The following is a 25,875-nucleotide window of genomic DNA, read 5'->3' as shown; positions in this document are numbered from 1 at the left end:
TGGGGCTTTCTCTAATAAATCTAGTGCTCTCAGATATGTATTCACTAGTCAGTCATAATTGTAATCTTAGATACTTAAAAGATTCTTCCGAAAGTTGATAATCGACACGGGAGTATTTGGTATGTAGTTAAGGGATGCAACTAAATGCATCCCTTAATGGTTCCTATTTGAACAATGAAAGTAATCCTTTTTTCCTTTTTTTAGACAGTGGTTGTCCTAACAGTCTTTTCTTTACGTATTTCTTTGGATTACTTAAAGCAGTTGCTCCGCCTTTACCATAACCTGGTACAACTGTCTTGTTCACTGACCTTTTTACGCTAGATTTAACTTTTGAAATAGGAGATTTTGGTTTTTTGAACTTCATTTCAACACCTATCTTCTACAATTTATTAGAGAGTATGGGCAACTAAATGTAGTTATCTAGGTTTAATTTTCAAATGTAGTATGTTTTACTTTCCAATTTTCTAGTTTTATAAACACCCAGAAACCATAGATTCCAAGCGTGATTATTGTTAAAAACCACCACTTAATCCAATTCCCAAATAGACCAATAGCAGTACCATTAAACTTCAGTCTTTTCCCTTCAACTACGGTATGATTGATTTTCCAACCATAAATCATTGTAACTGCCCAAGGATAGCAAATTCCTAAAGTAAAAATAGTAACTAACCAACCTGCTATTCGCCACCCGATGTACTGTACTAATCCTCCATCAAAAAAAGATATTCTCCTCTTATGAGTTTGAATTCTTTCGGTCGTCATTGACTAATCCCTTCTTTCCTTCAAAATTCCCCAGACTCTTTATTCTTTTGGTATATTTAAATCTTGTAGGGTAACTACAAACTATCTCATAAGCTACAGCAATTTTTGATTTTGGCATGATATCACTCTTTATTATATTTTATTGAATAAAATAATTAGCGTTTAGGGAATTATAATTAGTTCTTTATACTTATAATCGCATATTATTTTATCATTTTAGTTTAGTAGATTTCTATAAAAAAGATTTAAAATTGACGTTTGGATAGGCGTTCTATAAATGACTTAGTACGTATTATATAAGTACTAAGTGCTATAGAGTTTTATAAAACATAGCCTTGCTTCAACATGTTCTAAATGATATAATGAGAACAAACGTTCCTATCGGGAGGCTTTGGCTATGAAGAGGCTGTTTCTACGTTCAATGGAAAACAAAGAGAAAATAATTATTTTCTATATCGATCGACATAATAATGTTTCTAAACGTTTTATTCGGGTATTAAGTATGAACCAGGATTATATGTTGGCTTATTGCTATTGGCGTAAGAAAATAAGAACCTTTAAACTAGACAATATATTATCTACTGGTGCAATTTCTAACCATGTAGGAGCATAATTTTTGGATTTATTGGTTTGTATTGTATACTATGGTCTTAGAAAAGTTAAATATAGAAGGTGCCCTAATGGAAAAAGTCATATTCTACACGAAAGAAAACTGTTCTCTTTGTGATAGCGCTGAAGCATTACTAGGAATGTTCCAACAGGATTATCATTTTGAAATCGAGAAACGAGATATTTATACAAATGACGAATGGTTAGAAAGCTATCATTTATCCATTCCAGTAATCGAAATAAATGGAGTTCAGTTGAATTGTGAACAGATTGACTACAATTCGGTTGAAACAACCTTGAATGTGAATTTACAAAAGAAATAAGGATAATTTACAATCATATTGGTTGTATATTTTACGCATTATGATATGATAATAATGTACATAGGATTCTACTATGTGTATTTTTTTGGGACATGTGGGACACCATAAGAATGCGTGGGACATTTTTGTTCCCGATTCTAAAGGGGTAATGTCATGAAAGAAATATTCGACCTACAGAAAAAGCTCATACCTGACTTGTTAGAAGTAATGCAAACCAGATTCTCTCTGTTGCGCACGGTAAACCTCTATCAACCTATTGGTAGAAGAGGTCTTGCGGAAAGTAGTCAATTAACGGAAAGACAGGTTCGAAGTGAAATTGATTTACTTTACGAACAGGGGTTATTAGAAGTTACGACAAAGGGTATGCTTGTTACGGAACAAGGTGAAAAGGTTCTAGAACAACTCAATCAATTTATGAGTGAAATAATGGGCTTAACTGTTTTAGAAAATCGAATTAAGGAAACATTACAAGTAGAGAATGTTATTGTAGTTCCAGGAAACAGTGATGACGCAGAATGGGTTAAACAAGAGATGGGAAAAGCTTGTGTCTCATATCTTAAAAAGATTATATCGCCCAATGCTACGATTGCTGTAACAGGTGGAACGACGATGGCTTCTGTTGCAAGTGTAATGACACCGTTCGAATTAGAAAATAATTGCCTATTTGTACCAGCACGTGGTGGCATTGGAGAGAAAATGGAAAACCAAGCCAATACGATTGTGGCACAAATGTCCCGTAAAGCACAGGGAGATTATCGTCTACTTTATGTCCCAGATCCAATTAGTGACTCTTCCTATCAAAACATCATCCAGGAGCCTTCTATAATAGAAGTCTTACAGCTTATAAAAAATGCTGATATTGTCTTACATGGAATTGGAGATGCATTGACGATGGCAGAGCGCCGAAAGACACCACATGAATTAAGGGAAAAGCTAGTAGAGGAAAATGCAGTTAGTGAAGCATTTGGTTACTACTTTGATCAGCAAGGTAATGTTGTTCACAAGGTGCGTACTGTTGGATTGCAGTTAGAGGATTTAGAGTCGATGAAACATGTGGTTACCGTTGCTGGTGGTAAATCGAAGGCTAAAGCAATCGAATCCTATTTCAAGCATGGTACAAGCAATGTGCTCATTACGGATGAGGCAGCTGCGGAACAGATTTTAAGGGATACTTCCCTTTAAATAAATAATACTTATAGAATTTTAGGAGGAATATACAATGGCAGTAAAAGTTGGTATTAATGGTTTTGGTCGTATTGGACGTAATGTATTTCGTCAAGCACTAAAAAGAGACGATGTAGAAATCGTAGCAGTAAATGACTTAACAGATGCTAATATGCTTGCACATCTATTAAAATATGACTCAGTACATGGTGTATTAGAGGAAGAAGTATCCGTTAACGGTTCTAACATCGTTGTTGGTGGAAAAGAAATTAAGGTATTAGCTGAGCGTGACCCAGGCAATCTTCCATGGGGCGAGCTTGGTGTTGAAGTAGTAGTTGAATCTACTGGTCGCTTCGTTGATCGTGATTCTTCTCAAAAACATATTGATGCTGGTGCGAAGAAAGTAATCATCTCAGCTCCTGCGAAAAATGAAGATTTAACTATCGTAATGGGTGTTAACCAAGATCAATATGATCCAAGTCAGCACCATATCGTATCAAATGCTTCTTGTACAACAAACTGTTTAGCACCATTTGCAAAAGTGCTTAACGATAAATTCGGAATTAAACGTGGTCTAATGACAACTGTTCACGCATATACAAATGACCAACAAATTCTTGACTTACCACACAAAGATTATCGTCGTGCACGTGCGGCAGCTGAAAACATTATTCCTACAACTACTGGTGCTGCAAAGGCAGTTTCTCTAGTATTACCAGAGTTACAAGGTAAATTAAATGGTATGGCTGTTCGTGTACCAGTTCCAGACGGTTCTATGGTAGACTTAGTAGCAGAAGTAGAAAAAGATGTTACTGCTGAAGAAGTGAACCAAGCGTTCAAAGAAGCAGCAGAAGGTGAACTTAAAGGAATCTTTGAATACAGTGAAGCTCCACTAGTATCTTCTGATATTGTTGGAAACACACATTCTTCTATCCTAGATGGTCTATCAACTATGGTAATGGAAGGAAACATGGTTAAAGTTCTTTCATGGTATGACAACGAAATGGGTTACTCAACTCGTGTTGTTGACCTAGTTGCTTTCATGGGACAAAAAGGACTATAAGTTAAATGGGCAAAAGGTGGAGGAATACATTCTCCTCCTTTTCTCATGTAATTTTAGTACGCTCTGAGTTAAGAAACAAGGACTAGGGAAACCTACCAATTTTAAAGCTTACATATCTTTATCCCACACGCTGGCAACGTAATGTTGTTCGTGGGAAGGAAAGTATTTAACGTATGACGTAATAAGCATATTCGTATAAAATTCCATGCGAATAGGAGTCTTTTTAAGGAGGGAATCCAATGAATAAACTAACAGTAAAAGACCTTGATTTAAAAGGGAAAAAAGTTTTCTGCCGTGTAGATTTTAACGTACCTATGAAAGATGGAGAAGTAACAGACGATACACGCATTAAAGCTGCTTTACCAACCATTACCTATTTATCTGAGCAAGGTGCAAAAGTAATTTTAGCTAGTCATCTTGGTCGTCCTAAAGGTCAGGCTGTAGATGAACTACGTTTAGACGCAGTTGCGAAGCGTTTAAGTGATTTAATTGGAAAAGAAGTTGTAAAAACCGATTCTGTTTATGGATCTGAAGTAGATGAAGCTATTTCTGGATTACAAGATGGTGATTTATTGCTTCTTGAAAATGTGCGTTTTGAAGCTGGAGAAGAAAAAAATGATCCTGCGCTAGCTGAAGCTTTTGCAAATATGGCTGATGTTTATGTTAACGATGCTTTTGGAGCGGCACACCGCGCACATGCATCGACTGCAGGTATTGCTGAAAAGCTTACATCTGCTGCTGGTTTCCTGATGGAAAAAGAACTTTCTGTATTAGGTAAGGCACTGGAGAATCCTGACCGTCCATTCACGGCAATTATTGGTGGAGCAAAGGTTAAGGATAAAATTGGCGTAATTGATAATCTATTAGATAAAGTAGATAATTTGATTATTGGTGGTGGCCTGGCATACACCTTTGTTAAAGCACAAGGGCATGAAATAGGAAAATCCCTTCTTGAGGAAGACAAAATTGATTTAGCAAAAGAATTTATGAAAAAAGCGGAAGAAAAAGGCGTTAATTTTGTGTTACCTGAAGATGTAGTCGTTGCAGATGATTTCTCAGAGGAAGCTAATACAAAGATCGTATCCACATCTGAAATTCCTTCAGATTGGGAAGCACTTGACATTGGTCCGAAAACAAGAGAAAAGTATGCTCAAATCGTAAAAGATTCTAAACTAGTGATTTGGAACGGACCTATGGGTGTATTTGAATTAAATGTATTTGCTAATGGTACGAAAGCAGTGGCCGAGGCATTAGCAGAAACAGAAGGTTATACCGTTATTGGTGGTGGAGATTCTGCTGCAGCTGTTGAGAAGTTTGACTTAGCAGATAAAATGGACCACGTATCAACTGGTGGTGGAGCATCCTTGGAATTTATGGAAGGTAAAGTTCTACCAGGTGTTGAAGCCCTAACGAATAAATAAGTTTCACAATTCTTTAATAGAGGTGATACCATGCGTAAAAGAGTAATTGCAGGTAACTGGAAAATGAATAAAACTCTTACGGAAGCAACACAGTTTGTGGATGAAGTTGTAAAATCTATTCCTGCTGATGAAAAAGTAGAAGCGATTGTATGTGCTCCTTTTCCACATCTTGCAACTTTAGTGGAAAAAACAAAAGGAACTAATCTTAAGATTAGTGCGCAAAACATGCATTTTGAAGATAATGGTGCATTTACAGGTGAAGTAAGTCCGGTAATGTTAAAAGACTTAGGCGTTAGCCATGTAGTTATTGGCCACTCAGAACGACGAGAGTATTTCGCGGAGACTGATGAAACAGTAAATAAAAAGACCCATGCTGCATTTAACCATGGTCTAACTCCAATTGTTTGTGTTGGAGAAACTTTAGAACAACGTGAAGCTAATGAAACGATGTCATTAGTAGAAACACAAGTTAAAAAGGCGCTAGAAGGTCTTACTAACGATCAAGTAGCACAGACTATCATTGCTTATGAACCAGTATGGGCAATCGGTACTGGCAAAACAGCATCCAACGAAGATGCAAACGAAGTATGTACACACATTCGAAACGTAGTGAAATCACTAACAGATGAAGCAACTGCTGAAGCTGTAGTTATCCAATATGGTGGAAGTGTTAAACCTTCTAACGTGGATGAATTATTAGCACAATCTGATATCGATGGCGCTTTAGTTGGTGGTGCAAGTTTAGAAGCTGATTCCTTCTTACAGCTTGTGGAGGCAGGTACAAAATGAGTCAAGACAAATTAGCTGCATTAATAATCCTTGATGGATTTGCTATCCGTAATGAGGTAAAAGGTAATGCGGTAGAACAAGCTAATAAACCGAACTTTGACCGCTACTGGAATACGTATGCACATAATCAATTAAAGGCTAGTGGAGAAGCGGTGGGACTACCAGAAGGTCAGATGGGTAACTCTGAGGTTGGACATTTAAATATTGGTGCAGGACGTATCGTGTACCAAAGTCTTACCCGTGTCAATTTATCGATTCGTGAAGGTGATTTTTTCGAAAACGAAGCCTTTCTTAAATCGATCCATCGCGCCAAAGAGAAGAATAAAGCACTACACATCTTTGGTTTGTTATCTGATGGTGGTGTTCATAGCCATATTGATCACTTATTTGCATTACTGAAGCTAGCAAGTGATCAAGGTCTAGATAAAGTGTATGTACATGCATTCCTTGACGGTCGTGATGTTGGACCTCAGACAGCAAAAGGTTATATTGAACAAACGGAACAAAAAATGCAAGAGCTAGGCGTAGGAGAAATTGCTACCGTTTCTGGACGTTATTATTCAATGGACCGCGATAAGCGCTGGGACCGTGTTAAAAAAGCGTATGACGCTATGGTTTATGGTGAGGGACCAAGTTATAACCATCCACTTGAAGTGGTAGAAGACTCTTACCAAAATGGTATCTATGATGAGTTCGTCATTCCTTCTGTCATTACAGATGAGAATGGTCAACCAGTTGGAAAGGTTGAGGATGAGGATTCTATTATCTTCTTTAACTTCCGTCCGGATAGAGCAATCCAAATATCTCGTACATTTGCTAATGAAGACTTCCGTGACTTTGACCGTGGACCAGGAGTTCCGAAAAACTTAGATTTTGTTATGCTTACTCAATTCAGTGAATCTATTGATGGATTTGTTGCCTACAAACCAACTAACTTAGATAATACAATTGGAGAAGTATTAGCACAAAATAACATGAAGCAGCTTCGTATTGCGGAAACAGAAAAATATCCACATGTTACCTTCTTCATGAGTGGTGGACGTGAACAAGAGTTTCCTGGAGAGAAGCGCATCCTAATTGATTCACCAAAAGTGGCAACATATGATTTAAAACCAGAGATGAGTGCTTATGAAGTAACCGATGCACTGCTAGAAGAATTAGACAATGGTGATGTAAATGCCATTATCTTAAACTTTGCTAACCCAGATATGGTTGGACATTCTGGTATGCTTGAACCTACAATTAAGGCAATCGAGGCAGTAGATGAATGTCTAGGAAAAGTAGTGGACAAAATAATTGAGTTAGGTGGGCATGCTATTATTACAGCAGATCATGGTAATTCAGATGAAGTCGTTACATTAGAGGGCAATCCGATGACAGCCCATACTACTAATCCGGTTCCAGTAATTGTTACGAAGGATGAAATAGAATTACGCGATGGCGGGATTCTAGCAGATCTAGCACCGACAATGCTTGATTTATTAGATATTGAAAAACCAAAAGAAATGACAGGGACATCCCTGATTAAAAAGTAAAAGGAGAGAAAAAAATTATGCCATACATTACAGACGTATACGCACGCGAAGTATTAGATTCACGAGGAAATCCAACAGTTGAGGTAGAAGTTTATACAGAATCAGGAGCTTTCGGTTCAGCAATGGTACCAAGTGGAGCATCCACAGGTGAATATGAAGCAGTAGAACTTCGTGATGGTGATAAAGGTCGCTATCTTGGAAAAGGTGTAGAAAAAGCAGTTCATAATGTAAATGAAATCATTGCACCAGAATTAATCGGTTTAGATGTAACTCGTCAAAACATTATCGATGCTTTAATGATTGACCTTGATGGTACAGAAAACAAAGGGAAATTAGGTGCTAATGCTATCCTTGGAGTATCTATGGCTGTAGCACATGCAGCAGCTAACTTCCTAGAAGTACCTTTATACAACTATTTAGGTGGATTTAATGGTAAAACTCTTCCAACTCCTATGATGAACATCGTAAATGGTGGAGAGCATGCTGATAACAACGTTGATATACAAGAATTCATGATCATGCCAGTTGCAGCTCCTACATTCAAGGAAGCACTTCGCACTGGTGCAGAAATTTTCCATTCTCTTAAAAATGTATTAAAGTCTAAAGGCTATAATACTGCTGTTGGGGATGAAGGTGGATTCGCTCCTAACTTAAGCTCAAACGAAGAAGCACTACAAACAATTGTTGAAGCTATTGAAGCAGCAGGTTATAAGCCTGGTGAAGAAGTTAAATTAGCAATGGATGTTGCATCTTCTGAAATGTATGAAGATGGTAAATATGTTCTTAAAGGTGAAGGCGTAACACGTACTTCTGCAGAAATGGTAGACTGGTACGAAGAAATGGTTAATAAATATCCAATCATTTCTATTGAAGACGGCTTAGATGAAAATGACTGGGAAGGTCATAAATTACTTACAGAGCGCCTAGGAAACAAAGTACAGCTTGTTGGTGATGATTTATTCGTTACAAATACGAAAAAACTTGCACAAGGTATCGAACAAGGCGTAGGAAACTCTATCCTAATCAAGGTAAACCAAATTGGTACATTAACAGAAACTTTTGATGCAATTGAAATGGCGAAGCGTGCTGGTTATACAGCAGTTGTATCTCACCGTTCTGGTGAAACGGAAGATGCTACGATCGCTGATATCGCTGTAGCAACTAACGCTGGCCAAATCAAAACTGGTGCACCGTCCCGTACTGATCGTGTAGCGAAATACAATCAATTACTACGTATTGAAGATGAATTAGCTGGCATGGGTCAATATGCTGGACTAAATGCATTTTATAACTTGAAAAATAAATAAATACTTGCAAAAGACTGCGGTGACGCAGTCTTTTTTTATACAGGTAAATGGAGTTAACGCATTAGCTAATGGATGAGAGCTAATGCGTTTATTTTTTTGGAATACCAGATGCTTTTTATGTAAAAATATGCCCGATGCTTCAAAAACCGTAAAATAGTTGGTCACGGACACAATCGGTATTTAATAGGCTATAATAATTAAGGCTTTTAGAAAGGGCGATAACATTTGGCTGAGAAAGTGTTAGTTTTTGCAGACATAGGGGTAGATGATATTACTGCACTTTTATATGGGTATATAAATGATGATATCGAGATTGTGGGGATTGTTACAGACTATGGGAACATCCCAAGGGAGAATGCATTAAGAACTGTACAATATTTAAAGTCCATTGTCGTCACAGAAGAAGCTCAAGATACACCAATTATAGCAGGTGCAGAAAATCCAATGACAGCCGAATTACCGGACTTTGTACCAGAGATTCATGGGGAATATGGGTTGGGCCCAATTACTCCTCCAACAACTGAGGATCCATTGCCAGAGCTGGAAAACTTTTATGAAATTATAGGGATTATTGACCAATATGAAGGTGAACTTAACATTGTCAATATTGGAAGATTAACCTCACTTGCTACATTGTATCTTCTCTATCCATTAACAATGGAAAAAGTAAAAGCAATCTATATAATGGGTGGAGCATTTTGGGTACCAGGAAACGTTACAGCGGTGTCTGAGGCGAACTTTCACGGTGATCCAGTAGCAGCACAAATTGTCTTAACCTATGCGGATAATGTGACGATTATCCCATTAAATGTTACAGAAAGGGCAATAGCTACACAACAAATGGTAGACTATATTGACCAAGTGGGGCCAATTGATATTGTTAAACCTATGATTGATTACTATTATGAGTACTATAGGGAAAGAAATCCTAATGTACAAGGTGCACCATTACATGATGTACTAACCTTGATGGCGGTAAATCGGGGGGATATGTTTACTTTTCAAGAGCTTCCTGTCCACATAGTACAGGCTACTCAGGGGACTGAACGTGGTCAAAGTATCGCCGATATCCGTCCATTCGGAAGTTTAGAAGAGGAAGCAGGGAAAGAGATTAAAAGACATCGTATTGCGGTAGACTTTGATTATAAGCGGTTCTTCATTGATTTTATGACGACTATGTCCGGGCAGCAATTTTAATTCTTTGGGAGTACTGTTGTAGTACTCCTTTTTAAAAGAAACAATAAACAAAGTATCCTAACACCTGACGCTTAGATTTTACAGCGGCTTCCTCATGCTCACCGTGTTACTGTATCTTCTAGAAATCAGTCGTTCGTACATTCTAAACCTTGGCCTTGTACTTTTCTTAATGGATTAGCATAACATATAATTTATCTTTATAATAAAACTACAATCTGTGTTAGAGATGGGGGAAATTATGGTATTGGATATTATTAAGGATCGGAGAAGTATCCACTCTTTTCAGGAAAAAGAAGTAGATATGAAGCTATTAAATGAGATTTTTACATATGGGTCCTATGCCCCTACGCATTATATGAAGGAACCATGGAGAATCAAGCTTTTTCAAGGTAAAGGAAAAGAAATGTTAATCTGGTCTATTCTCAATAGCTACTTAAGAATGGGAATGCTAAAAAAAGACCAGGATAAAACGATGGCTTCTATGAAATCATTCCTCATGGCAATTCCACATCATGCCGTTATCTATTTTGAAAAAGAGAATGATCCTGTTCGGTATGAAGAAGAATACTCAGCAGTGTGTGCATTTATTCAAAATGCTCAGCTTGCAGCTTGGGAATTAGGTGTAGGGATGCTCTGGACTATTACACCATATATGCATGACGCTAATTTTTATGATGAGATAGGACTAGATATTGAAAAGGATAAAATCGCAGCAGTTATGCAAATTGGCTATCCAAAGAAAGTTCCAAAGAGCAAAGGGAGAACACCGATTGATCATAAAATGGAAATAATAGATTGATATGAAACGAGTGATAATAAGAACCAGGAGAGAAATCAGGTTTGAATTGAGTGAAAGAGAGTGCCAAAAAAGTAAATATGAGATTAGTTAAGGTTTCGGTTGTTCACTGTAACTGTCTATACTCACTATCTTTTAGGACAGAATACATGTCGCTTACGAAATAACACGAGTGACTATATCCATTTTTGGAATTAAATTTGTAAATTGATACAAAAATCCGGCCATTATTTATAAAGTAGTCTTTATTTTAACTAAATCACTTATAATTAAATTAGAACGTTGATTCAATTTGAGAGGAGGGTGAATTAAGCGCGTTACGACAGTGAGAAAGCAAAATTAGATATATGTACTAAGCAACAATTTTATCTATCTGAGTTTGAAGCCTGTAATATAGATAATTGTACTGTATCGGTGGGATTATGGCTAGATACCTAAGAGTTAGAAATGATTACTTTGTACAAACGAACAAAAAAAAGGAGGGACTAAAATGAAAGTAGGACTAATTGGTGACAGTTTAACCGAAGGACGCCCTGGAGTATCTTTTATTACTATACTTGAAGGCAAGCACCCGTCAATCTCCTTTGCAAATCTTGGAAAAAATCAGTTAAAAGTTTATATACACGTTTATCTAAATCCAAATTAGATACGGACTATGACTTACTATTCCTCTGGATCGGGGTTAATGATGTTTATACTAAATTGTTGAAGGTTAAAGCCCAACCTATAGCCGAAAATCACCAAGAATTTAGTGATTACTTCAATAAAGTATTAGATTATGTGATTCCTGCTTCTAAACATGTGGTTGTTGTAACACCGGCAATAGTGGGTGAGAATATAGAGAACTCGTCAAATATTGAATTAAATCGGTTGTCTACTATTATGGAATCCATTTCTACTAAACATCCAACTGTTACATTCTTAAATATGCATTCTGTGTTTGAGAAGTACCTATCTAAAGTTAGTAGCTCTGAATACATTGGTACCAGTGTTATCAGAGTAATGAAGGATGTACTCTTTTATAAAAATCCATCCCGAATTGATCGATTATCTACTAAGCGAGGTCTTTATTTGACATTAGATGGCATTCATTTAAATAGTCGTGGCGCTAAGATAGTGGCTGAAGAATACACATCCTTGATTGATCAAATTTTATACAGTGGCAATACGGAAAACAATAGTGAATAGAGTTTTTTCAATGTTAATTTCTAATGAAACGAAAAAAAATGATATTGTAATAGGCTTCACTTCATGAATAGGTAAGGATTATGTCATGTAGGGGCTGTGTTTATACTATCTGTGATATAAATGAAGAAGATGCAGTTACTAGGAGCTTAGATAAATAATGAAAACAACAGCCTCGATCTACAATTTGGAAAGCCTCGAGCTATTTGGATAAATTGTTTAATTAAGCAATACCTTAAAAGGTAGTACCACTATCTAGAAATATTTAAATCCAATGTAATAACTTGTTAAACATGCTCTGATGGCTAATCATGACCTTTGGAACGAAACACTATTCTTTTGTATTAATAACATTCTTAGAAAGAACAATGGATAAATCATAAGATATAAATTAAAAGCCCACCACATTAAATCAAAATCCCTTATGAATGCCCAGTAGGCTATTGCCTGTAAACCGGAACAGAATGTTAATACTAAGGAAATTAACGCATAGTCCTTCCAAGAATCCTTTTTCAGTTTATATAAATACAGACTGAACAAACCTGTAATTGAAATAAGTATATCCAGTGGAAAAAAGGACCAATTCCACGCTATAATTATAGGGTTATCGTAATCTTTAAAAGCAACACTTTTAGGTATTAGGTGGAAAAAGGTAGCAAACCAATAAATAATAAAACCTATATCTGTAACTAAGAAAAAAGGTTTCAATAGTTTCATTTCTATACCGCCTATCATATGATTAAGTTTTTGTTTATGTAGGTCAGAATTTTAATCCTCATCTACAACCCCATAAACAAGTTTCCAATTAACACAAGAACCCCAAATTAGTTAGATTCATGCTCCATTATATCTTTATGGGTAGGAGCTTTTTGACCTTCAGTCATATTTAATGTCACTACTCCAATAATAATTAAAGCAATAGCAAAAACTTTCAGGTAACTAATATTTTCATTAAAATAAACAAACCCTATAACTGTGATAATAACAATACCCATACCGGACCAGATAGCATATGCTATGGAAACCTCTAAATCCTTTAATGTCAATGTCAGGAAGATTAAACTACAGATATAAAATAATATAAGCATGGTACTAGGTATAACCTTACTAAAACCTTCCGAAATTTTCATGGAAATGGTACCAGAAACTTCAAATATTATTGCTAAACTTAAATATATCCAATGCAAAGCTCCTTCTTCCCTTCCTTTTTATTCTACATAGATACCATTTAATAGAATATCTATAGCGGAATTTAATATTTGGCTCATTGTTAAACGATTTTTGAGGGAGAATTTCGCATCATATATCTGATTGATTGCACCTAAGTACAACTCTATGAATAATTGTATATTAATTTTGCGTATTGCCCCTTCATTTATCCCTCTTTCTATAAGTTCTATTACAATGTCCCATTCATGTGATATAAAATTATTTAATTTTTCCCATTGGTTATAATGTAGCTTTTTTAGTTGAATTAATAGGCGAAAATCCATTATCTGAAATTGTTCCGGTATGCAGATAAGTAATTCTCTGATTTTTTCTATCAAGCTGAGATCCTCATTATTGTATATATGTTGTTCTTTCAGTTTGATTTCAGAGATTAATTCTTCAATTATCGCTTCAATTATAGAATCTTTAGAATCGAAATATTGATAAATGGTTCGTTTACTTGTTCCTAGATTCCTAACTAAGTCACTAATAGTAAATGAAAAACCTTTCTCATGAATCAGATTAATTGCTTCTTGGATTATTCTATCATGCATACTTATTTACCTCCTTGGTACTAATGGTAATATTATAGTACCATAATTATTATACATTGATTCTATTGAAAAATAAATAGTTGAGTTAGGAGTTTTTTTCAACAATTCTCTAAAAGAATGAAATAAAATGAGGAGTGTTTTTAAACAATCCTATAAACTTATGAAAAATTGAAGAAACGAAACGAATGTTCCTAATTTAATCGGACACTTTCGTATAAATGATTTATTAAGGTCCATAATGTTTTTTTGATTTAGGTTTTTTCAGAAAAAAATATATAAATTAATTAGGAGTGGTGATCACAATGGACAGAAAAAAATTGGCTAATGATAACGTGGTGGAAATTAATTGATAACAACAAAAAGTGCTATCGAATCCTTTACGAGCTAGAATAGTAGCTTATCTTTACGAACAGCCGATGACACCTAAGCAAGTAGCAGATTTAGTGGGAAAAAACCATGGGACTGTTTACTATCATATTCAGCAGCTTTTAAAACACGATATTCTAGAAATTGAGAGTATTAATATGGAAAAGGGGATTGTAGAAAAATATTATAGAGCTCGAGCTAGAATATATAAGAATCCGGAGAAAGTATCTCCACCGGGGCATATGGATGGTAGAACTACCAATATCTACTTGTCGAAAAAACTTGTGGCTCAGTTAAGTGAAGAATTAGAGAATTTGTTCTTTAAATATGGACATTTATCCCATAAAGAGAAAGATACTGAAGAACAATCACCTTATTCCATTGAATTTCTTATAAAAGAATCTAACGAGGAGGAGAAGGAATAATGAAAAGAATAATAAAGCCATTTATGCGGGAAAGAAACTTTTTAATCTTAATGACAGGTATATTTGTTAATGGGTTAGTCATTGATTCCTAACATGATATTCTCTATAACTTTTATTAACATTGCAATGACTATCATGACAACCAATTTACCCGCATTCTCCCTTTTGAAAGGAAATGGGACAGAAGCAATGTATGGATTTTATCTAGCTGCCTTGTCAACAGGAATAATGATTGGTACGATTATTACTCCTAAATTAAGGCAATTAGATTTCGGGAAAATCATTATATTTTCATACATTGGTACTGGTATTATGTGGGTCGGTACAGCAACTTTACCTTTAGTCCCATCTATGATTTTATTCAGTATAGTTGCAATCTCTATTGGGATACTAAACATTCTTGTATTTTCAGCTATACAAAAACAGGTAGAGACAGCATTTATAGGGAGAGTAATTACCTTGTTAAGTAGTACAGCATCTTTAGGAATGCCTGTTGGTGCTTTAATTGGTGGTTTTATCGGTGATACCTTCGCACCAGAAATCGCTGTATTATTCTGCGGTATTACAATGATTATCTTCAGCATGTATTGGTTAAGTAGTTCTGTTTTACGAAAACTTCCTGATATTGAGAGCAAGGCGATATAGTCTATATAAGGGGAGAAAGAATAGACTTCATTATAGAATTCTATCTAACATAGTAAAAGCCCAGACTCAATGTCTGGGCTTTTAAATCTTTATTCTGTTTTTTCTTTTATAAATGCAACAACTTCTTCTGCTGTAGACATAGTTAATAGCTTGTCCTTGTAAGAAGCCATTTCCTTCCTAGAGATGCCTTTTAATTGTGTACGTGCTGGTAAAATAGATGTTGCGCTCATGCTGAATTCATCTAGCCCTAAACCAAGTAGGATAGGAATCGCGATTGGGTCTCCTGCCATTTCTCCACACATACCAGTCCATTTACCTTCACTATGTGCAGCTTCAATAACATTATTGATAAGGTTTAAGATTGCTGGATGGTATGGTTGATACAAGTATGATACTTGCTCATTCATACGGTCAGCAGCCATTGTATATTGAATTAAGTCGTTTGTACCAATACTGAAGAAGTCTACTTCCTTAGCAAATTGTTTTGCGATAACAGCAGTGGATGGAATCTCTACCATTATACCTACTTCAATATTATCTGACACGTCGTGACCTTCATTTTTAAGGTTGTCTTTTTCTTCTAATAGGATTGCTTTCGCTTTACGGAACTCTTCTAGTGTCGCAATCATTGGAAACATAATTTTCAAGTTTCCATAAACACTTGCACGAAGTAGTGCACGTAATTGCGGACGGAAAACATGTTCATTTTCTAGGCAGAAGCGGATTGCTCTATAGCCTAAGAATGGGTTTAATTCTTTTGGTAAGTCAAGATAAGGTAGCTCTTTATCCCCACCAACATCTAGTGTACGAACTACAACAGGCTTGTCTCCCATTTGTTCCAGAACAGATTTGTATGCTTCATATTGCTCGTCCTCAGAAGGGAGATCACTTTTACCCATATATAAGAATTCTGTACGGTAAAGACCAACACCTTCTCCACCATTGTTAATAACACCAGTTACATCTTCAGGTGTACCGATATTTGCCACAAGCTCCACTTGTTCACCATCAGAAGTAAAGGTAGGCTCATCTTTTAATTCTGCCCAAAGTGCTTGTTGTTTTTTGAAGCTTTCACTTTTTGCTTCGTATTCTTTAATTTGCTCTTCTGTTGGATTGACAATTACATTACCGTCGATTCCATCAATAATGACGATATCACCTTGGGAGATGGTTTTTGTAACTTCTTTTGTACCGACTACAGCAGGTATTTCCAAAGATCTTGCCATGATAGCAGAGTGTGATGTACGTCCACCGATATCGGTTGCAAATCCTTTTACAAATTGACGGTTTAATTGAGCCGTGTCAGATGGTGTTAAATCACCAGCAATAACGATAGCCTCTTCGTCAATTAATGCAGGATTTGGGAAAGATACGCCAAGAAGATGTGCTAATACACGCTTGGTTACATCACGAATGTCAGCAGCACGCTCACGCATGTACTCATTGTCCATGCTTTCAAACATTTCGATGAACATTTTAGCTACTTCATCTAATGCGGCCTCAGCAGATAGTTTTTCATTTTTAATTTTATCTTTAATTGGATTAATTAGTTCTGGATCTCCTAGAACTAGTAAATGTGCTGAGAAAATTTCTGCGTGCTCTTCACCAAGTTCTTTTAAAGTGTGAGCCTTAATTTTCTCAAGCTCTTGTTTTGAGATTTCTAACGCATCTTCTAATCGCTTGATTTCGCTTTCTGGATTATCAACAGTCTCTGCAGTATATGTTAGGTCCGGTGTTACTAGCTGGTAGGCTTTTGCAATTGCAATGCCAGAAGATGCAGCAATACCATGGATGTTTGTCATACGATTGTACCAACCCTTCAAATAATTTTTACTATACTTAACTACTTTAACCGTAATATACCTAGGTTTCAAGCGATTACACTTTTGTATACAAATTGTTCAAATTGAAAGCGTTTTAGGTGGATAAGTTGTCATATTTTGTAAAAGCCATTGTCGGATTATGTTGTAAACTTCCTCTTTATTTATTTCATTCAACACTTCATGTCGTGCTCCCTCGAAAAGTGTCGTTGTAACATTATCAAGTCCAAGCTGTGTATAGAGGGAAACAGTTTTCCAAATTCCTTTACCATAGTTACCAACTGGATCTGCTTCACCGCTAATAAATAGCATTGGCAGGTTTTTACGTATATTAGCATTTCGCTTTGGATTATGTATGAATTGTAGGCCTGTCATTAAATCGAAAAAGAAGCGTGCTGTTGGTATATATCCTGCAAAACGGTCTTGCATATATGCTTTTACTACGTCAGGATCTCGTGAGATCCAGTCGAACGGGGATTTTGGGTTATGAATTTTACGATTAAATGCGCCAAAGGCAAGTTTATTCATCAAAGGGGATTTCTCTACAGGGTTTAACCGAGCTGAAAGAGCTTTACCGAGACTAGTAGTTAACGATGGATAAAAGCCTGTACCTGAAAGAATTACACCTTGAAGAATGTCACTATGCATTTGTATGTAATTTCTTGCTAGAAAGGAACCCATACTATGGCCTAGTAAAAAAATGGGTACATTTGGGTATTCCTCCTGAATCTTCTTGGTGATGGTGAACAAATCATCTGTTGTTTTTGTAAAACCATCTGCCTCAGCGAAATAGCCCATTAACCCCTGTCTTTGACCTGTTTTTCCGTGTCCTCGATGATCATTTCCATAGACGAATATGTCTTGTTCTAGCAGATATCTAGCAAAATCATGATAACGTTGGATATGCTCTACCATCCCATGTGCTATTTGAACAATGGCTTTCGGTTGTCTATCAGGGGTATGCCATTTTTCGACATAGAGTTCTACGTTATCATCCGTTTTCATCCAGAAAGTCGTTTTCATTACAATCACTCCCTATTACATGATCTGGTAATATGCTTATCATAGATTAATCTTTTAGGAAATGCTATTATATGTATAATATATTCTACTTTTATAAAAATAGCTTGATAAAGTATTTGAAATTATGCTAAAGTATGAATAGTTAACTGTCTGTTTAAGATCAGGAGGTGCCATGGTAACATGGGAAGTGTTGTGAATTTTCTATTAGTTCTGGATGCAATTATTATGATTATCTTAGTTCTATTACAAAGTGGTAAAAGTGCTGGTCTTTCTGGGGCTATCTCAGGCGGAGCGGAGCAATTATTCGGGAAGCAAAAAGCTAGAGGAATTGACCTTGTTCTACACAGATCAACTGTTGTAGCGGGAGTATTATTCTTTGTCTTAGCTTTCTTAAGTGCTTACGTATTACAATAGTCGATGACAACCCTTATCACAAAAGTGGTAAGGGTTTTTTACTGTATATCGATTAGAATAATTGATTAGTTTTTCTACTCAAATTCGTGTAAGTTATAGTATAAAGGGTAAAGTAAGAATAGAGAAGGAGTTTATGTCAGATGAAAGTAATACAACCAAAACCATTTACATTTGAAGCAGGACCAAGAGCTGTTTTATTATTACATGGATTTACTGGACATACAGCCGATGTACGGATGCTTGGACGCTTTTTAGAGAAGAAAGGATATACGAGCCATGCACCAATTTATCGTGGACATGGTGCTCCGCCTGAGGAATTAATTGAAACAAGACCTGACCAATGGTGGGAGGATGTTCAGAAAGCCTTTCAACACCTTAAAGATTTAGGCTATAACGAAATTGCAGTTGCAGGCCTGTCATTAGGTGGTGTATTTAGTTTAAAACTTGCATATTCGCAAAATATAAAAGGGGTTATACCGATGTGTGCTCCGATGTTTTTTGACAATGAAAAGCAGTTAACTTCTGGTTTCCAGGTTTTTTCAAAGGAATATAAACAACTAGAAGGAAAAGATAAAGAAACAATCCAAAATGAGGTATCCTATTTAATGGAAAATTCTAGTCCAATGTTTGAAGCACTTGGTAAGTTGATAACGGATGTTAAGTCTAATGTGGACACCATTTATACACCAACCATGGTTGTTCAGGCGAGACAAGACAAGATGATTAATCCTGCCAGTGCTACATATATTTATGAGAATGTGGAAGCAGAGCAAAAAGAAATTAAATGGTATGAAGAATCTGGCCATGTCATTACAATTGATAAAGAGAAAGAGCAATTACATGAAGATATTTATCAGTTTTTAGAATCATTAGATTGGGCACAATGAGATACAACAACGAAGAGTAGAAAGAGAAGGAGGGTGTCATATGAGTGAAACAATGGTAGAAAAGGTACGCGCGTTTTTTAAAACCTATGATTCCAAGCCCTTAGCGGTAGAAGAATTAGAAGAGATTCTGGAAATAACGGATGTAGTCGAATTTAAAGAGCTAGTAAAAGCGTTAAATGAATTAGAATACAATGGTGAGCTTGTTCGGACAAGAAAGAATCGATTTGGCCTTCCAGAAAAGATGAACTTAATCCGTGGTCGAATTCAAATGCATGCAAAGGGCTTTGCCTTCTTAATTCCAGATGATGAAAATGAAACCGATGTGTACATTCATCATTCGGACTTAGCATCCGCAATGAATAATGATCGTGTATTAGTGCGGATTGAAAAGCAGGATATTTCTGGAAACCGACCAGAAGGGGTTGTCATTCGGATTCTTGAACGAGCTATTACCGAGGTTGTTGGTACGTTTGAGTATAACAAAGCATTTGGCTTTGTTATAGCTGATGATAAACGCATTCCAAACGATATTTTTATCCCTAAAGGTAAGATGAATGGAGCAGTAGATGGGCATAAAGTAATTGCTCGTATTACGAAATATCCTGAGAATCGAATGAGTGCGGAAGGGGAAATCATTCAAATTCTTGGTCATAAAAATGATCCTGGGATTGATATAATCTCGATTATATATAAACATGGGATTAAAATGGACTTTCCACCTGAAGTGTTAGAACAAGCGGTTAATACACCAGATGAAATCGATCCTATAGAGCTAGAAAATAGACGCGACCTTCGTGATGAAGTAATCGTGACCATCGATGGCGCAGATGCCAAGGACCTTGATGACGCGGTAACGGTGAAAAGATTAGATAACGGCAATTATAAATTAGGCGTTTATATTGCAGATGTTAGTTATTATGTAAAAGAAGGAACACCAATTGATAAAGAGGCGTTTGAGCGTGGGACAAGTGTCTATCTTGTAGACCGAGTTATCCCGATGATTCCCCATCGTTTGTCGAATGGAATTTGTTCCTTAAATCCGAAAGTGGACCGATTAACACTAGGCTGTGAGATGGAAATCGACTCAACGGGTAAAGTAGTTAATCATGAAATTTTCCAAAGTGTCATTCGTACAACCGAAAGAATGACCTATTCCGATGTCAATAAAATACTTGTCGATCAAGATGAAGAACTCAGAGAGCGATATGAGCCACTAGTACCGATGTTTGAGCAAATGGAAAAGCTTGCTTCCATTCTGCGCTCGAAGCGGATGGGTCGCGGTGCAATCGACTTTGATTTTAAAGAGGCGAAAGTATTAGTGGATGAAGAAGGAAAGGCAACTGATGTCGTAATTCGAGAACGTTCTGTAGCGGAACGGTTAATTGAAGAGTTCATGTTAGCAGCTAATGAAACGGTTGCCGAACACTTCCACTGGATGGATGTACCATTTATTCACCGTATTCATGAGGACCCAGATCAAAGTAAGCTACAACACTTCTTTGAGTTCTTAGGTGGGTTAGGCTATAAAGTCAAAGGTACAGCAAATGAAATCCACCCACAGAGCTTACAAAAGGTGCTGGAGGATGCAGAAGGCGAACCAGAGGAAATGATTATCTCGAAGCTTATGCTCCGCTCGATGAAGCAGGCGAAATATGATCCACAAGGTGTCGGTCATTTTGGACTTGCTACGGAGTTTTATACGCATTTTACTTCACCAATTAGACGATATCCTGATTTAATTGTTCACCGTTTAATTCGAACCTATTTAATTGAAAAGTCATTAGACGCTAAGACAATCGGCAGCTGGAAAGAGAAGCTACCGGAGATTGCTAGACATTCTTCTGAGAAAGAACGTACAGCAGTCGATGCAGAGCGTGATACGGACGATTTGAAAAAAGCAGAATATATGCAGGACCGAATTGGTGAAGAATTCACTGGCGTTATTAGCTCTGTGACTAGTTTTGGGTTATTTGTTGAATTAGAAAACACCATTGAAGGGCTTGTTCATGTAAGCTATTTGACGGATGACTACTATCATTTTGATGAGCGTCATTATGCCATGATCGGTGAACGTACCGGTAAAGTGTATCGAATTGGACAAGAAATTGACGTTCGCGTCACTAGTGTGAACATGGACGAGCATGCAATTGATTTTGAAATTGTAGGAGTAGGAAAGAAAGGAAACAAGGAACTGCCACATAGATCAGATAAAGGCCGGAATGGAAGTCCTAATAAAGGGAAATCTAGTAAGAGTGGAAAACCGGGTAAATCCGGAAAACCTGCCAAAAACGGCAAATCCTCCAAACATCCTGCTAAATCTAAGAAGCCAAAAACAAAAAAGAAAAAATAAGCACAAATAACGTCTTATTTAAAAGACTAATTCTGTCTAACTGGCAGAATTAGTCTTTTTCTTAGCAGATAGGGAAGTATAAGAATCTTTCGCGCCAGCATAACTAAAAGACATGTGATCTAATAGTTGAAAGAAAAAAGTGAAATTACGGGTTTGAGGAAAATCATACATTTGTGCAGAATTAATCTAAACTAGTCTATTGTAAATTTTTGAATTTTTTTATTGCATATTTATCATCCATCGAATAATATATTTCTATATTAAAATGTTTCCCTAGGGAAAAACAAATTAGGTAGTCCAACTATGAAAAGGAGATCTACTGAAATGCCACATGAAGTGATACTTGCTTTCTTATTCACGTTAATGGCCGGTTTGGCTACTGGGATAGGAAGTTTACTAGCGTTTTTTGCGAAAACAACAAACACGAAGTTTTTATCTTTTGCGTTAGGTTTTTCTGCTGGGGTGATGATTTATGTATCCATGGTTGAAATATTTGTAAAGGCGCAAGATTCGCTTGTTTCAGAATTAGGTGAGAGTGGAGGGCGATGGTTAACCGTTGTATCCTTCTTTGCGGGAATGTTACTGATTGCATTAATTGATCGGTTTGTGCCGTCGGGTTCCAACCCACACGAATTAAAGAAAGTGGAGGATATGAAGACCAATGGAGCAGTAACAAAAAATCCAGACCTGATGAAAATGGGCGTTTTTACAGCAGTAGCAATTGGGATACATAATTTCCCAGAAGGTATTGCTACTTTTGTTTCGACTATTCAGGATCCAACGCTAGGTTTTGCCATTGCTATAGCGATCGCAATTCATAATATCCCAGAAGGTATCGCGGTTTCCGTTCCGATTTACTATGCTACAAATGATAAGAAAAAGGCATTTAAATATTCTTTTCTTTCCGGACTTGCAGAACCTGTTGGAGCAATTGTCGCTTTCTTATTCCTAATGCCATTCTTAACGGAAACGATGTTTGGTATTATCTTTGCAGCTGTAGCTGGAATTATGGTGTTTATTTCGCTTGATGAATTATTACCAGCAGCGAAAAAATTTGATGAAGCCCATGTCTCCATTTATGGGGTAATATGTGGTATGGCATTAATGGCATTAAGTCTTTTACTGTTATAACATGTGAATCTATAGAGCCCCTAGGTACGAAGCTGGTACCTTTGGGGTTTTTATTACAGCTTGCTTGGACAAGCTTATAACCTGATTACTTCCCTTCTTATTGGAATAACGTTGGATTATTTGGTAAAATTGATGCACGTAGTTTTAGGAGGGCGAAACAATGCCTAAAGGTGAAGGTAAAGTTATTGCACAAAATAAAAAAGCATCACATGATTATTTTATAGAAGATACGTATGAAGCGGGGATTGTCCTACAAGGTACCGAAATTAAATCATTGCGTGCGGGACGTGTGAATTTAAAGGACTCCCATGCTCGAATCGATAAGCGTGGTGAAGTTCAATTAATCAACTTGCATATTTCGGAGTATGAACAAGGTAACCGATTCAATCATGATCCAACTAGAACAAGGAAGCTATTACTACATCGAAAGCAAATTGATAAGCTGATTGGTTTGACCCAGCAAGAAGGGTATGCACTAGTTCCGTTGAAGATCTATTTGAAAAATGGCTATGCAAAAGTATTAATAGGACTTGGAAAAGGGAAGAAGAAATACGATAAACGTGAGGATTTAAAGAAGAAACAAATGAAGCGTGATATTGATCGTGCAATAAAAGACTATAATCGATAAGAATATTTCCATCAGTTTACTAGTGACTGATGGTTTTACACTATAAAGGGGATAAAGTGAATGGGATATTCTTTAATGAAATGTCGTGATGAAGTCTTACATTTAACTAAGCAGCTTGTTTCGATTCGAAGTATTGTGAATACGGATGGCGAGCGTGTAATTGCTCATTCCTTATACACGATGATAGCATCTTTTCCTTATTATCAAGCAAACCCGGATCACTTAGTAATTGAAAAAACGATAGACGATGAAATGGAACGCCATAATGTTCTTGCTTATGTGAAAGGAACAAAAGGAAATAGTAATCGGACAGTTATCATGATGGGACATATGGATACCGTTGGGGTAGAGGATTTTAATCAACAGGCAGACTATGCTTTTCAACCAGATGAATGGATGGAATGGTTAAAGGATGAAGAGATTTCACTTAAGGACCGAGAGCATTTGCTTCCGGATGAATGGTTATTTGGCCGTGGAGCTCTTGATATGAAGAGTGGACTGGCAAGTAATTTGTATTTACTTCAATATTTCTCTGAACATCCGGAAAAGCTAAATGGTAACCTCGTGTTTATTGCAGAATGCGATGAAGAGGATGGTTCACATGGTATTCTCTCTGCACTTAAAACATTAAATAAATGGAAAGAAGAGCAAGGGTTTGATTATGTTGCTGCGATAAATGCTGATTTTGTATCGCCATTATATGAGGGGGATCCGAATCGTTATATTTATAAAGGCACCGTAGGGAAATTGCTCCCATCCTTTTATATTACTGGGGCTGAAACCCATGTCGGTGCTGCCTTTGAGGGAATTGATCCTAATTTCATTGCATCCGAATTAACGAGACAGATTAGCTATAATCCCGAGCTTTGTAATGAAGCACATGGTGAATATACATTACCACCAGTTGCCCTAAAACAAATGGATTTAAAGGCTGCATATAATGTACAGACGGCTTTAGGAGCGTTTGTATATTATAACTTTTTCATCCATTCCTGGACGCCAAAGGAAGCACTTGAATTGTTGAAGGAGCAAGCTCATATTGCTTTTCAAAATGCTTTAACTGCTTTTGAACAGAGCTATAACACGTATTGTAACATGTCAGGAAAACGGAATGACGGGGTTCCGTGGGAGCCACGAGTCCTCCTCTATGAAGAAATGGATGAAATGTTAGTCAAAGCACATGGTAACAAGTATAAAGAAGCAATGGCTGTTTTCAAAAATAACTTACTTCATGATGATTCTCTCGATACACGTATGTTTGCTTTAAAAGTGGTTGAGGAAGCGTGGAAGTGGATGGAGGATAAGAATCCAACCATTATATTATTTTATTCTTCCTTATATTATCCGCGAATTGAATTGACAGGGAAAACGTCTAATGAACAGAAATTGAATGATGCTATAGATGAAGCGGTTCATACCATTCAATCCGTATATAAACAACCGATAAAGGTGAAGAACTTCTTTCCATATATCTCTGACATGAGCTTTATGGCGATTAGCGATGATGAAGCTGGAATAAAGGCTGTAAAGGATAATAATCCAGCATGGGGCACGAAGCATTACGTAGATTATGATGCTATAAGAGACATTAATGTTCCGGTGATTAATATCGGTCCTTATGGCTTAGATGCTCATAAGAAGCTTGAACGAGTAGAAATAGCGTACTCGATGGAGATTGTGCCGAATATGACGAAGCTAGTGATAGACAAAGTATTAAGTGAGTAGAACTGTGAACTGGAAAACGTAAGTCTTAGTGGGAAAACATCCCACCTTTGAGCCCTTGAAAATGTTTTTGGATATGTTATAATAAATCATGTCGCTAATAAGCGATTAATAATTGAATAATAATTTGTGCTCGTAATTACCCGAGCGTTTTCCTTTATGGGGACGTTACGGATTCGACAGGGGTAGGTCGAGCTCAGGTTGCGCGTCGAGGTTACGACTCGTAAAACGTTATCGCCTAAATATAACTGGCAAAGAAAACAATTACTCTTTAGCAGCTGCGTAAGCACTTCTAAAGGATCCTTCCCGCTTTCGCCCGTGAAGCGGATTGAAGGGTCTCAACTGAAGCGGGCTATACGGTTATCCGCAGTCTGAGGATGAGCGTTGAAATCAATCGGACTAGCTACTCGGAAGCCTGTTGGTAGGCTGAAGAGCTAGTGAAAGATAATATACCAACTACACGTGTAGAAGCCTGAGTGCCGATACCTTTGGACGCGGGTTCGACTCCCGCCGTCTCCACCAATACATATGTTGGTGGTTTTTTTGTGTT

The 25,875-nt window shown here is 36.8% G+C and carries 27 protein-coding genes and 1 other RNA gene; 21 read left to right on the top strand and 7 right to left on the bottom strand.

Annotated elements, in window-relative coordinates; genetic code table 11:
* Nucleotides 1-163: 163 nt before the first annotated feature.
* Nucleotides 164-364, bottom strand: coding sequence for a hypothetical protein (locus ACSKT4_RS04860; RefSeq protein ID WP_186870553.1), 201 nt, complete (start codon nucleotides 362-364; stop codon nucleotides 164-166).
* Between the two features lie 62 nt (nucleotides 365-426).
* A complete protein-coding gene (locus ACSKT4_RS04855; protein ID WP_465822925.1) occupies nucleotides 427-762 on the bottom strand; it encodes a hypothetical protein in 336 nt (111 codons plus the stop codon).
* A 397-nt stretch (nucleotides 763-1,159) separates the two neighbouring features.
* On the opposite strand from ACSKT4_RS04855, the gene ACSKT4_RS04850 reads away from it, so the two are divergent.
* The 12 genes from ACSKT4_RS04850 to ACSKT4_RS04795 all read left to right on the top strand — a co-directional run bounded on the left by ACSKT4_RS04850 (nucleotide 1,160) and on the right by ACSKT4_RS04795 (nucleotide 12,154).
* Nucleotides 1,160-1,375, top strand: coding sequence for a WYL domain-containing protein (locus tag ACSKT4_RS04850; RefSeq protein ID WP_186870551.1), 216 nt, complete (start codon nucleotides 1,160-1,162; stop codon nucleotides 1,373-1,375).
* A gap of 67 nt (nucleotides 1,376-1,442) precedes the next feature.
* Nucleotides 1,443-1,694, top strand: coding sequence for a glutaredoxin family protein (locus ACSKT4_RS04845; RefSeq protein WP_186870550.1), 252 nt, complete (start codon nucleotides 1,443-1,445; stop codon nucleotides 1,692-1,694).
* A gap of 153 nt (nucleotides 1,695-1,847) precedes the next feature.
* On the top strand, nucleotides 1,848-2,876 hold the full coding sequence (locus ACSKT4_RS04840; RefSeq protein ID WP_186870549.1) for a sugar-binding transcriptional regulator: 1,029 nt from the start codon (nucleotides 1,848-1,850) through the stop codon (nucleotides 2,874-2,876).
* 37 nt (nucleotides 2,877-2,913) lie between these two features.
* Complete coding sequence (gene gap, locus ACSKT4_RS04835; protein WP_186870548.1) at nucleotides 2,914-3,921, top strand: type I glyceraldehyde-3-phosphate dehydrogenase; 1,008 nt, start codon at nucleotides 2,914-2,916, stop codon at nucleotides 3,919-3,921.
* 239 nt (nucleotides 3,922-4,160) lie between these two features.
* Nucleotides 4,161-5,342 carry a phosphoglycerate kinase gene (locus ACSKT4_RS04830; RefSeq protein WP_186870547.1) on the top strand — a complete coding sequence of 394 codons (1,182 nt, stop codon included), beginning with the start codon at nucleotides 4,161-4,163 and terminating at the stop codon, nucleotides 5,340-5,342.
* 30 nt (nucleotides 5,343-5,372) lie between these two features.
* Complete coding sequence (gene tpiA / locus ACSKT4_RS04825; RefSeq protein ID WP_465822921.1) at nucleotides 5,373-6,131, top strand: triose-phosphate isomerase; 759 nt, start codon at nucleotides 5,373-5,375, stop codon at nucleotides 6,129-6,131.
* Nucleotides 6,128-7,666, top strand: a complete 1,539-nt coding sequence (gene gpmI, locus ACSKT4_RS04820; RefSeq protein ID WP_186870545.1) for a 2,3-bisphosphoglycerate-independent phosphoglycerate mutase — start codon at nucleotides 6,128-6,130, stop codon at nucleotides 7,664-7,666. The genes tpiA and gpmI overlap by 4 nt, the downstream gene beginning before the upstream one ends.
* Nucleotides 7,667-7,683: 17 nt before the next feature.
* Nucleotides 7,684-8,973 carry a phosphopyruvate hydratase gene (eno, locus tag ACSKT4_RS04815; protein WP_186870544.1) on the top strand — a complete coding sequence of 430 codons (1,290 nt, stop codon included), beginning with the start codon at nucleotides 7,684-7,686 and terminating at the stop codon, nucleotides 8,971-8,973.
* Nucleotides 8,974-9,198: 225 nt separating this feature from the next.
* On the top strand, nucleotides 9,199-10,170 hold the full coding sequence (locus ACSKT4_RS04810) for a nucleoside hydrolase (RefSeq protein ID WP_186870543.1): 972 nt from the start codon (nucleotides 9,199-9,201) through the stop codon (nucleotides 10,168-10,170).
* A 238-nt stretch (nucleotides 10,171-10,408) separates the two neighbouring features.
* Nucleotides 10,409-10,969 (top strand): nitroreductase family protein, encoded by a 561-nt coding sequence (locus ACSKT4_RS04805; protein ID WP_246521643.1) that lies wholly within the window; start codon nucleotides 10,409-10,411, stop codon nucleotides 10,967-10,969.
* A 487-nt stretch (nucleotides 10,970-11,456) separates the two neighbouring features.
* On the top strand, nucleotides 11,457-11,612 hold the full coding sequence (locus tag ACSKT4_RS04800; RefSeq protein WP_246521645.1) for a hypothetical protein: 156 nt from the start codon (nucleotides 11,457-11,459) through the stop codon (nucleotides 11,610-11,612).
* Nucleotides 11,613-11,641: 29 nt separating this feature from the next.
* Entirely contained in the window at nucleotides 11,642-12,154 is a 513-nt protein-coding gene (locus tag ACSKT4_RS04795; RefSeq protein ID WP_343221476.1) for an SGNH/GDSL hydrolase family protein, read from the top strand.
* Between the two features lie 306 nt (nucleotides 12,155-12,460).
* Here the strand turns inward: ACSKT4_RS04795 and ACSKT4_RS04790 are convergent, their stop codons facing one another.
* The 3 genes from ACSKT4_RS04790 to ACSKT4_RS04780 all read right to left on the bottom strand — a co-directional run bounded on the left by ACSKT4_RS04790 (nucleotide 12,461) and on the right by ACSKT4_RS04780 (nucleotide 13,914).
* On the bottom strand, nucleotides 12,461-12,868 hold the full coding sequence (locus tag ACSKT4_RS04790) for a YvaD family protein (RefSeq protein ID WP_186870541.1): 408 nt from the start codon (nucleotides 12,866-12,868) through the stop codon (nucleotides 12,461-12,463).
* A gap of 107 nt (nucleotides 12,869-12,975) precedes the next feature.
* Complete coding sequence (locus ACSKT4_RS04785; RefSeq protein ID WP_186870540.1) at nucleotides 12,976-13,338, bottom strand: DMT family transporter; 363 nt, start codon at nucleotides 13,336-13,338, stop codon at nucleotides 12,976-12,978.
* A 21-nt stretch (nucleotides 13,339-13,359) separates the two neighbouring features.
* Nucleotides 13,360-13,914, bottom strand: coding sequence for a TetR/AcrR family transcriptional regulator (locus tag ACSKT4_RS04780; RefSeq protein ID WP_186870539.1), 555 nt, complete (start codon nucleotides 13,912-13,914; stop codon nucleotides 13,360-13,362).
* Nucleotides 13,915-14,276: 362 nt separating this feature from the next.
* Here ACSKT4_RS04780 and ACSKT4_RS04775 point away from each other — a divergent pair, with 362 nt between their 5' ends.
* Together ACSKT4_RS04775 and ACSKT4_RS04770 are read left to right on the top strand one after the other, a co-directional pair.
* Nucleotides 14,277-14,705, top strand: coding sequence for an ArsR/SmtB family transcription factor (locus tag ACSKT4_RS04775; protein WP_186870538.1), 429 nt, complete (start codon nucleotides 14,277-14,279; stop codon nucleotides 14,703-14,705).
* 93 nt (nucleotides 14,706-14,798) lie between these two features.
* Complete coding sequence (locus tag ACSKT4_RS04770) at nucleotides 14,799-15,350, top strand: MFS transporter (RefSeq protein ID WP_186870537.1); 552 nt, start codon at nucleotides 14,799-14,801, stop codon at nucleotides 15,348-15,350.
* Between the two features lie 89 nt (nucleotides 15,351-15,439).
* Here ACSKT4_RS04770 and ptsP read toward each other — a convergent pair whose 3' ends face one another.
* Nucleotides 15,440-17,152, bottom strand: a complete 1,713-nt coding sequence (ptsP, locus tag ACSKT4_RS04765; protein WP_186870536.1) for a phosphoenolpyruvate--protein phosphotransferase — start codon at nucleotides 17,150-17,152, stop codon at nucleotides 15,440-15,442.
* A 99-nt stretch (nucleotides 17,153-17,251) separates the two neighbouring features.
* Nucleotides 17,252-18,193, bottom strand: coding sequence for an alpha/beta hydrolase (locus tag ACSKT4_RS04760; RefSeq protein ID WP_186870535.1), 942 nt, complete (start codon nucleotides 18,191-18,193; stop codon nucleotides 17,252-17,254).
* A 180-nt stretch (nucleotides 18,194-18,373) separates the two neighbouring features.
* Between ACSKT4_RS04760 and secG the strand changes: the two genes are divergently transcribed.
* From secG to ssrA, 7 genes are all read left to right on the top strand, one after another.
* Nucleotides 18,374-18,607, top strand: coding sequence for a preprotein translocase subunit SecG (gene secG / locus ACSKT4_RS04755; protein WP_186870534.1), 234 nt, complete (start codon nucleotides 18,374-18,376; stop codon nucleotides 18,605-18,607).
* A 140-nt stretch (nucleotides 18,608-18,747) separates the two neighbouring features.
* Nucleotides 18,748-19,494: an alpha/beta hydrolase gene (locus tag ACSKT4_RS04750; RefSeq protein WP_186870533.1), complete on the top strand. Its 747-nt coding sequence runs from the start codon at nucleotides 18,748-18,750 to the stop codon at nucleotides 19,492-19,494.
* A gap of 40 nt (nucleotides 19,495-19,534) precedes the next feature.
* Nucleotides 19,535-21,844: a ribonuclease R gene (gene rnr, locus ACSKT4_RS04745; RefSeq protein ID WP_186870532.1), complete on the top strand. Its 2,310-nt coding sequence runs from the start codon at nucleotides 19,535-19,537 to the stop codon at nucleotides 21,842-21,844.
* 324 nt (nucleotides 21,845-22,168) lie between these two features.
* Nucleotides 22,169-22,975 (top strand): zinc transporter ZupT, encoded by an 807-nt coding sequence (gene zupT / locus ACSKT4_RS04740; RefSeq protein WP_186870531.1) that lies wholly within the window; start codon nucleotides 22,169-22,171, stop codon nucleotides 22,973-22,975.
* A gap of 160 nt (nucleotides 22,976-23,135) precedes the next feature.
* The gene (gene smpB / locus ACSKT4_RS04735; protein WP_186870530.1) at nucleotides 23,136-23,603 is read left to right on the top strand and encodes an SsrA-binding protein SmpB; all 468 of its coding nucleotides are present in this window, start codon (nucleotides 23,136-23,138) and stop codon (nucleotides 23,601-23,603) included.
* Nucleotides 23,604-23,663: 60 nt separating this feature from the next.
* The gene (locus ACSKT4_RS04730; RefSeq protein ID WP_465822919.1) at nucleotides 23,664-25,328 is read left to right on the top strand and encodes a M20/M25/M40 family metallo-hydrolase; all 1,665 of its coding nucleotides are present in this window, start codon (nucleotides 23,664-23,666) and stop codon (nucleotides 25,326-25,328) included.
* A gap of 158 nt (nucleotides 25,329-25,486) precedes the next feature.
* Nucleotides 25,487-25,847: a transfer-messenger RNA gene (gene ssrA / locus ACSKT4_RS04725) on the top strand.
* Nucleotides 25,848-25,875 lie beyond the last annotated feature (28 nt).

The sequence above is a fragment of the Ornithinibacillus liuyingii genome (assembly GCF_055550225.1).
The sequence above is the reverse complement of the archived record's forward strand: the minus strand, read 5'-3'. Positions and strand labels throughout refer to the sequence as shown.

Coding starts and splice junctions, on each gene's coding strand:
- ACSKT4_RS04855 (WP_465822925.1), bottom strand. CDS start 762: ATGACGACCGAAAGAATTCAAACTCATAAGAGGAGAATATCTTTTTTT.
- ACSKT4_RS04840 (WP_186870549.1), top strand. CDS start 1,848: ATGAAAGAAATATTCGACCTACAGAAAAAGCTCATACCTGACTTGTTA.
- ptsP (WP_186870536.1), bottom strand. CDS start 17,152: ATGACAAACATCCATGGTATTGCTGCATCTTCTGGCATTGCAATTGCA.
- ACSKT4_RS04860 (WP_186870553.1), bottom strand. CDS start 364: ATGAAGTTCAAAAAACCAAAATCTCCTATTTCAAAAGTTAAATCTAGC.
- ACSKT4_RS04850 (WP_186870551.1), top strand. CDS start 1,160: ATGAAGAGGCTGTTTCTACGTTCAATGGAAAACAAAGAGAAAATAATT.
- tpiA (WP_465822921.1), top strand. CDS start 5,373: ATGCGTAAAAGAGTAATTGCAGGTAACTGGAAAATGAATAAAACTCTT.
- ACSKT4_RS04805 (WP_246521643.1), top strand. CDS start 10,409: ATGGTATTGGATATTATTAAGGATCGGAGAAGTATCCACTCTTTTCAG.
- zupT (WP_186870531.1), top strand. CDS start 22,169: ATGCCACATGAAGTGATACTTGCTTTCTTATTCACGTTAATGGCCGGT.
- ACSKT4_RS04780 (WP_186870539.1), bottom strand. CDS start 13,914: ATGCATGATAGAATAATCCAAGAAGCAATTAATCTGATTCATGAGAAA.
- secG (WP_186870534.1), top strand. CDS start 18,374: ATGGGAAGTGTTGTGAATTTTCTATTAGTTCTGGATGCAATTATTATG.
- smpB (WP_186870530.1), top strand. CDS start 23,136: ATGCCTAAAGGTGAAGGTAAAGTTATTGCACAAAATAAAAAAGCATCA.
- eno (WP_186870544.1), top strand. CDS start 7,684: ATGCCATACATTACAGACGTATACGCACGCGAAGTATTAGATTCACGA.
- ACSKT4_RS04845 (WP_186870550.1), top strand. CDS start 1,443: ATGGAAAAAGTCATATTCTACACGAAAGAAAACTGTTCTCTTTGTGAT.
- ACSKT4_RS04760 (WP_186870535.1), bottom strand. CDS start 18,193: ATGAAAACGACTTTCTGGATGAAAACGGATGATAACGTAGAACTCTAT.
- ACSKT4_RS04790 (WP_186870541.1), bottom strand. CDS start 12,868: ATGAAACTATTGAAACCTTTTTTCTTAGTTACAGATATAGGTTTTATT.
- gpmI (WP_186870545.1), top strand. CDS start 6,128: ATGAGTCAAGACAAATTAGCTGCATTAATAATCCTTGATGGATTTGCT.
- ACSKT4_RS04750 (WP_186870533.1), top strand. CDS start 18,748: ATGAAAGTAATACAACCAAAACCATTTACATTTGAAGCAGGACCAAGA.
- ACSKT4_RS04770 (WP_186870537.1), top strand. CDS start 14,799: ATGATATTCTCTATAACTTTTATTAACATTGCAATGACTATCATGACA.
- ACSKT4_RS04800 (WP_246521645.1), top strand. CDS start 11,457: ATGAAAGTAGGACTAATTGGTGACAGTTTAACCGAAGGACGCCCTGGA.
- ACSKT4_RS04730 (WP_465822919.1), top strand. CDS start 23,664: ATGGGATATTCTTTAATGAAATGTCGTGATGAAGTCTTACATTTAACT.
- rnr (WP_186870532.1), top strand. CDS start 19,535: ATGAGTGAAACAATGGTAGAAAAGGTACGCGCGTTTTTTAAAACCTAT.
- gap (WP_186870548.1), top strand. CDS start 2,914: ATGGCAGTAAAAGTTGGTATTAATGGTTTTGGTCGTATTGGACGTAAT.
- ACSKT4_RS04830 (WP_186870547.1), top strand. CDS start 4,161: ATGAATAAACTAACAGTAAAAGACCTTGATTTAAAAGGGAAAAAAGTT.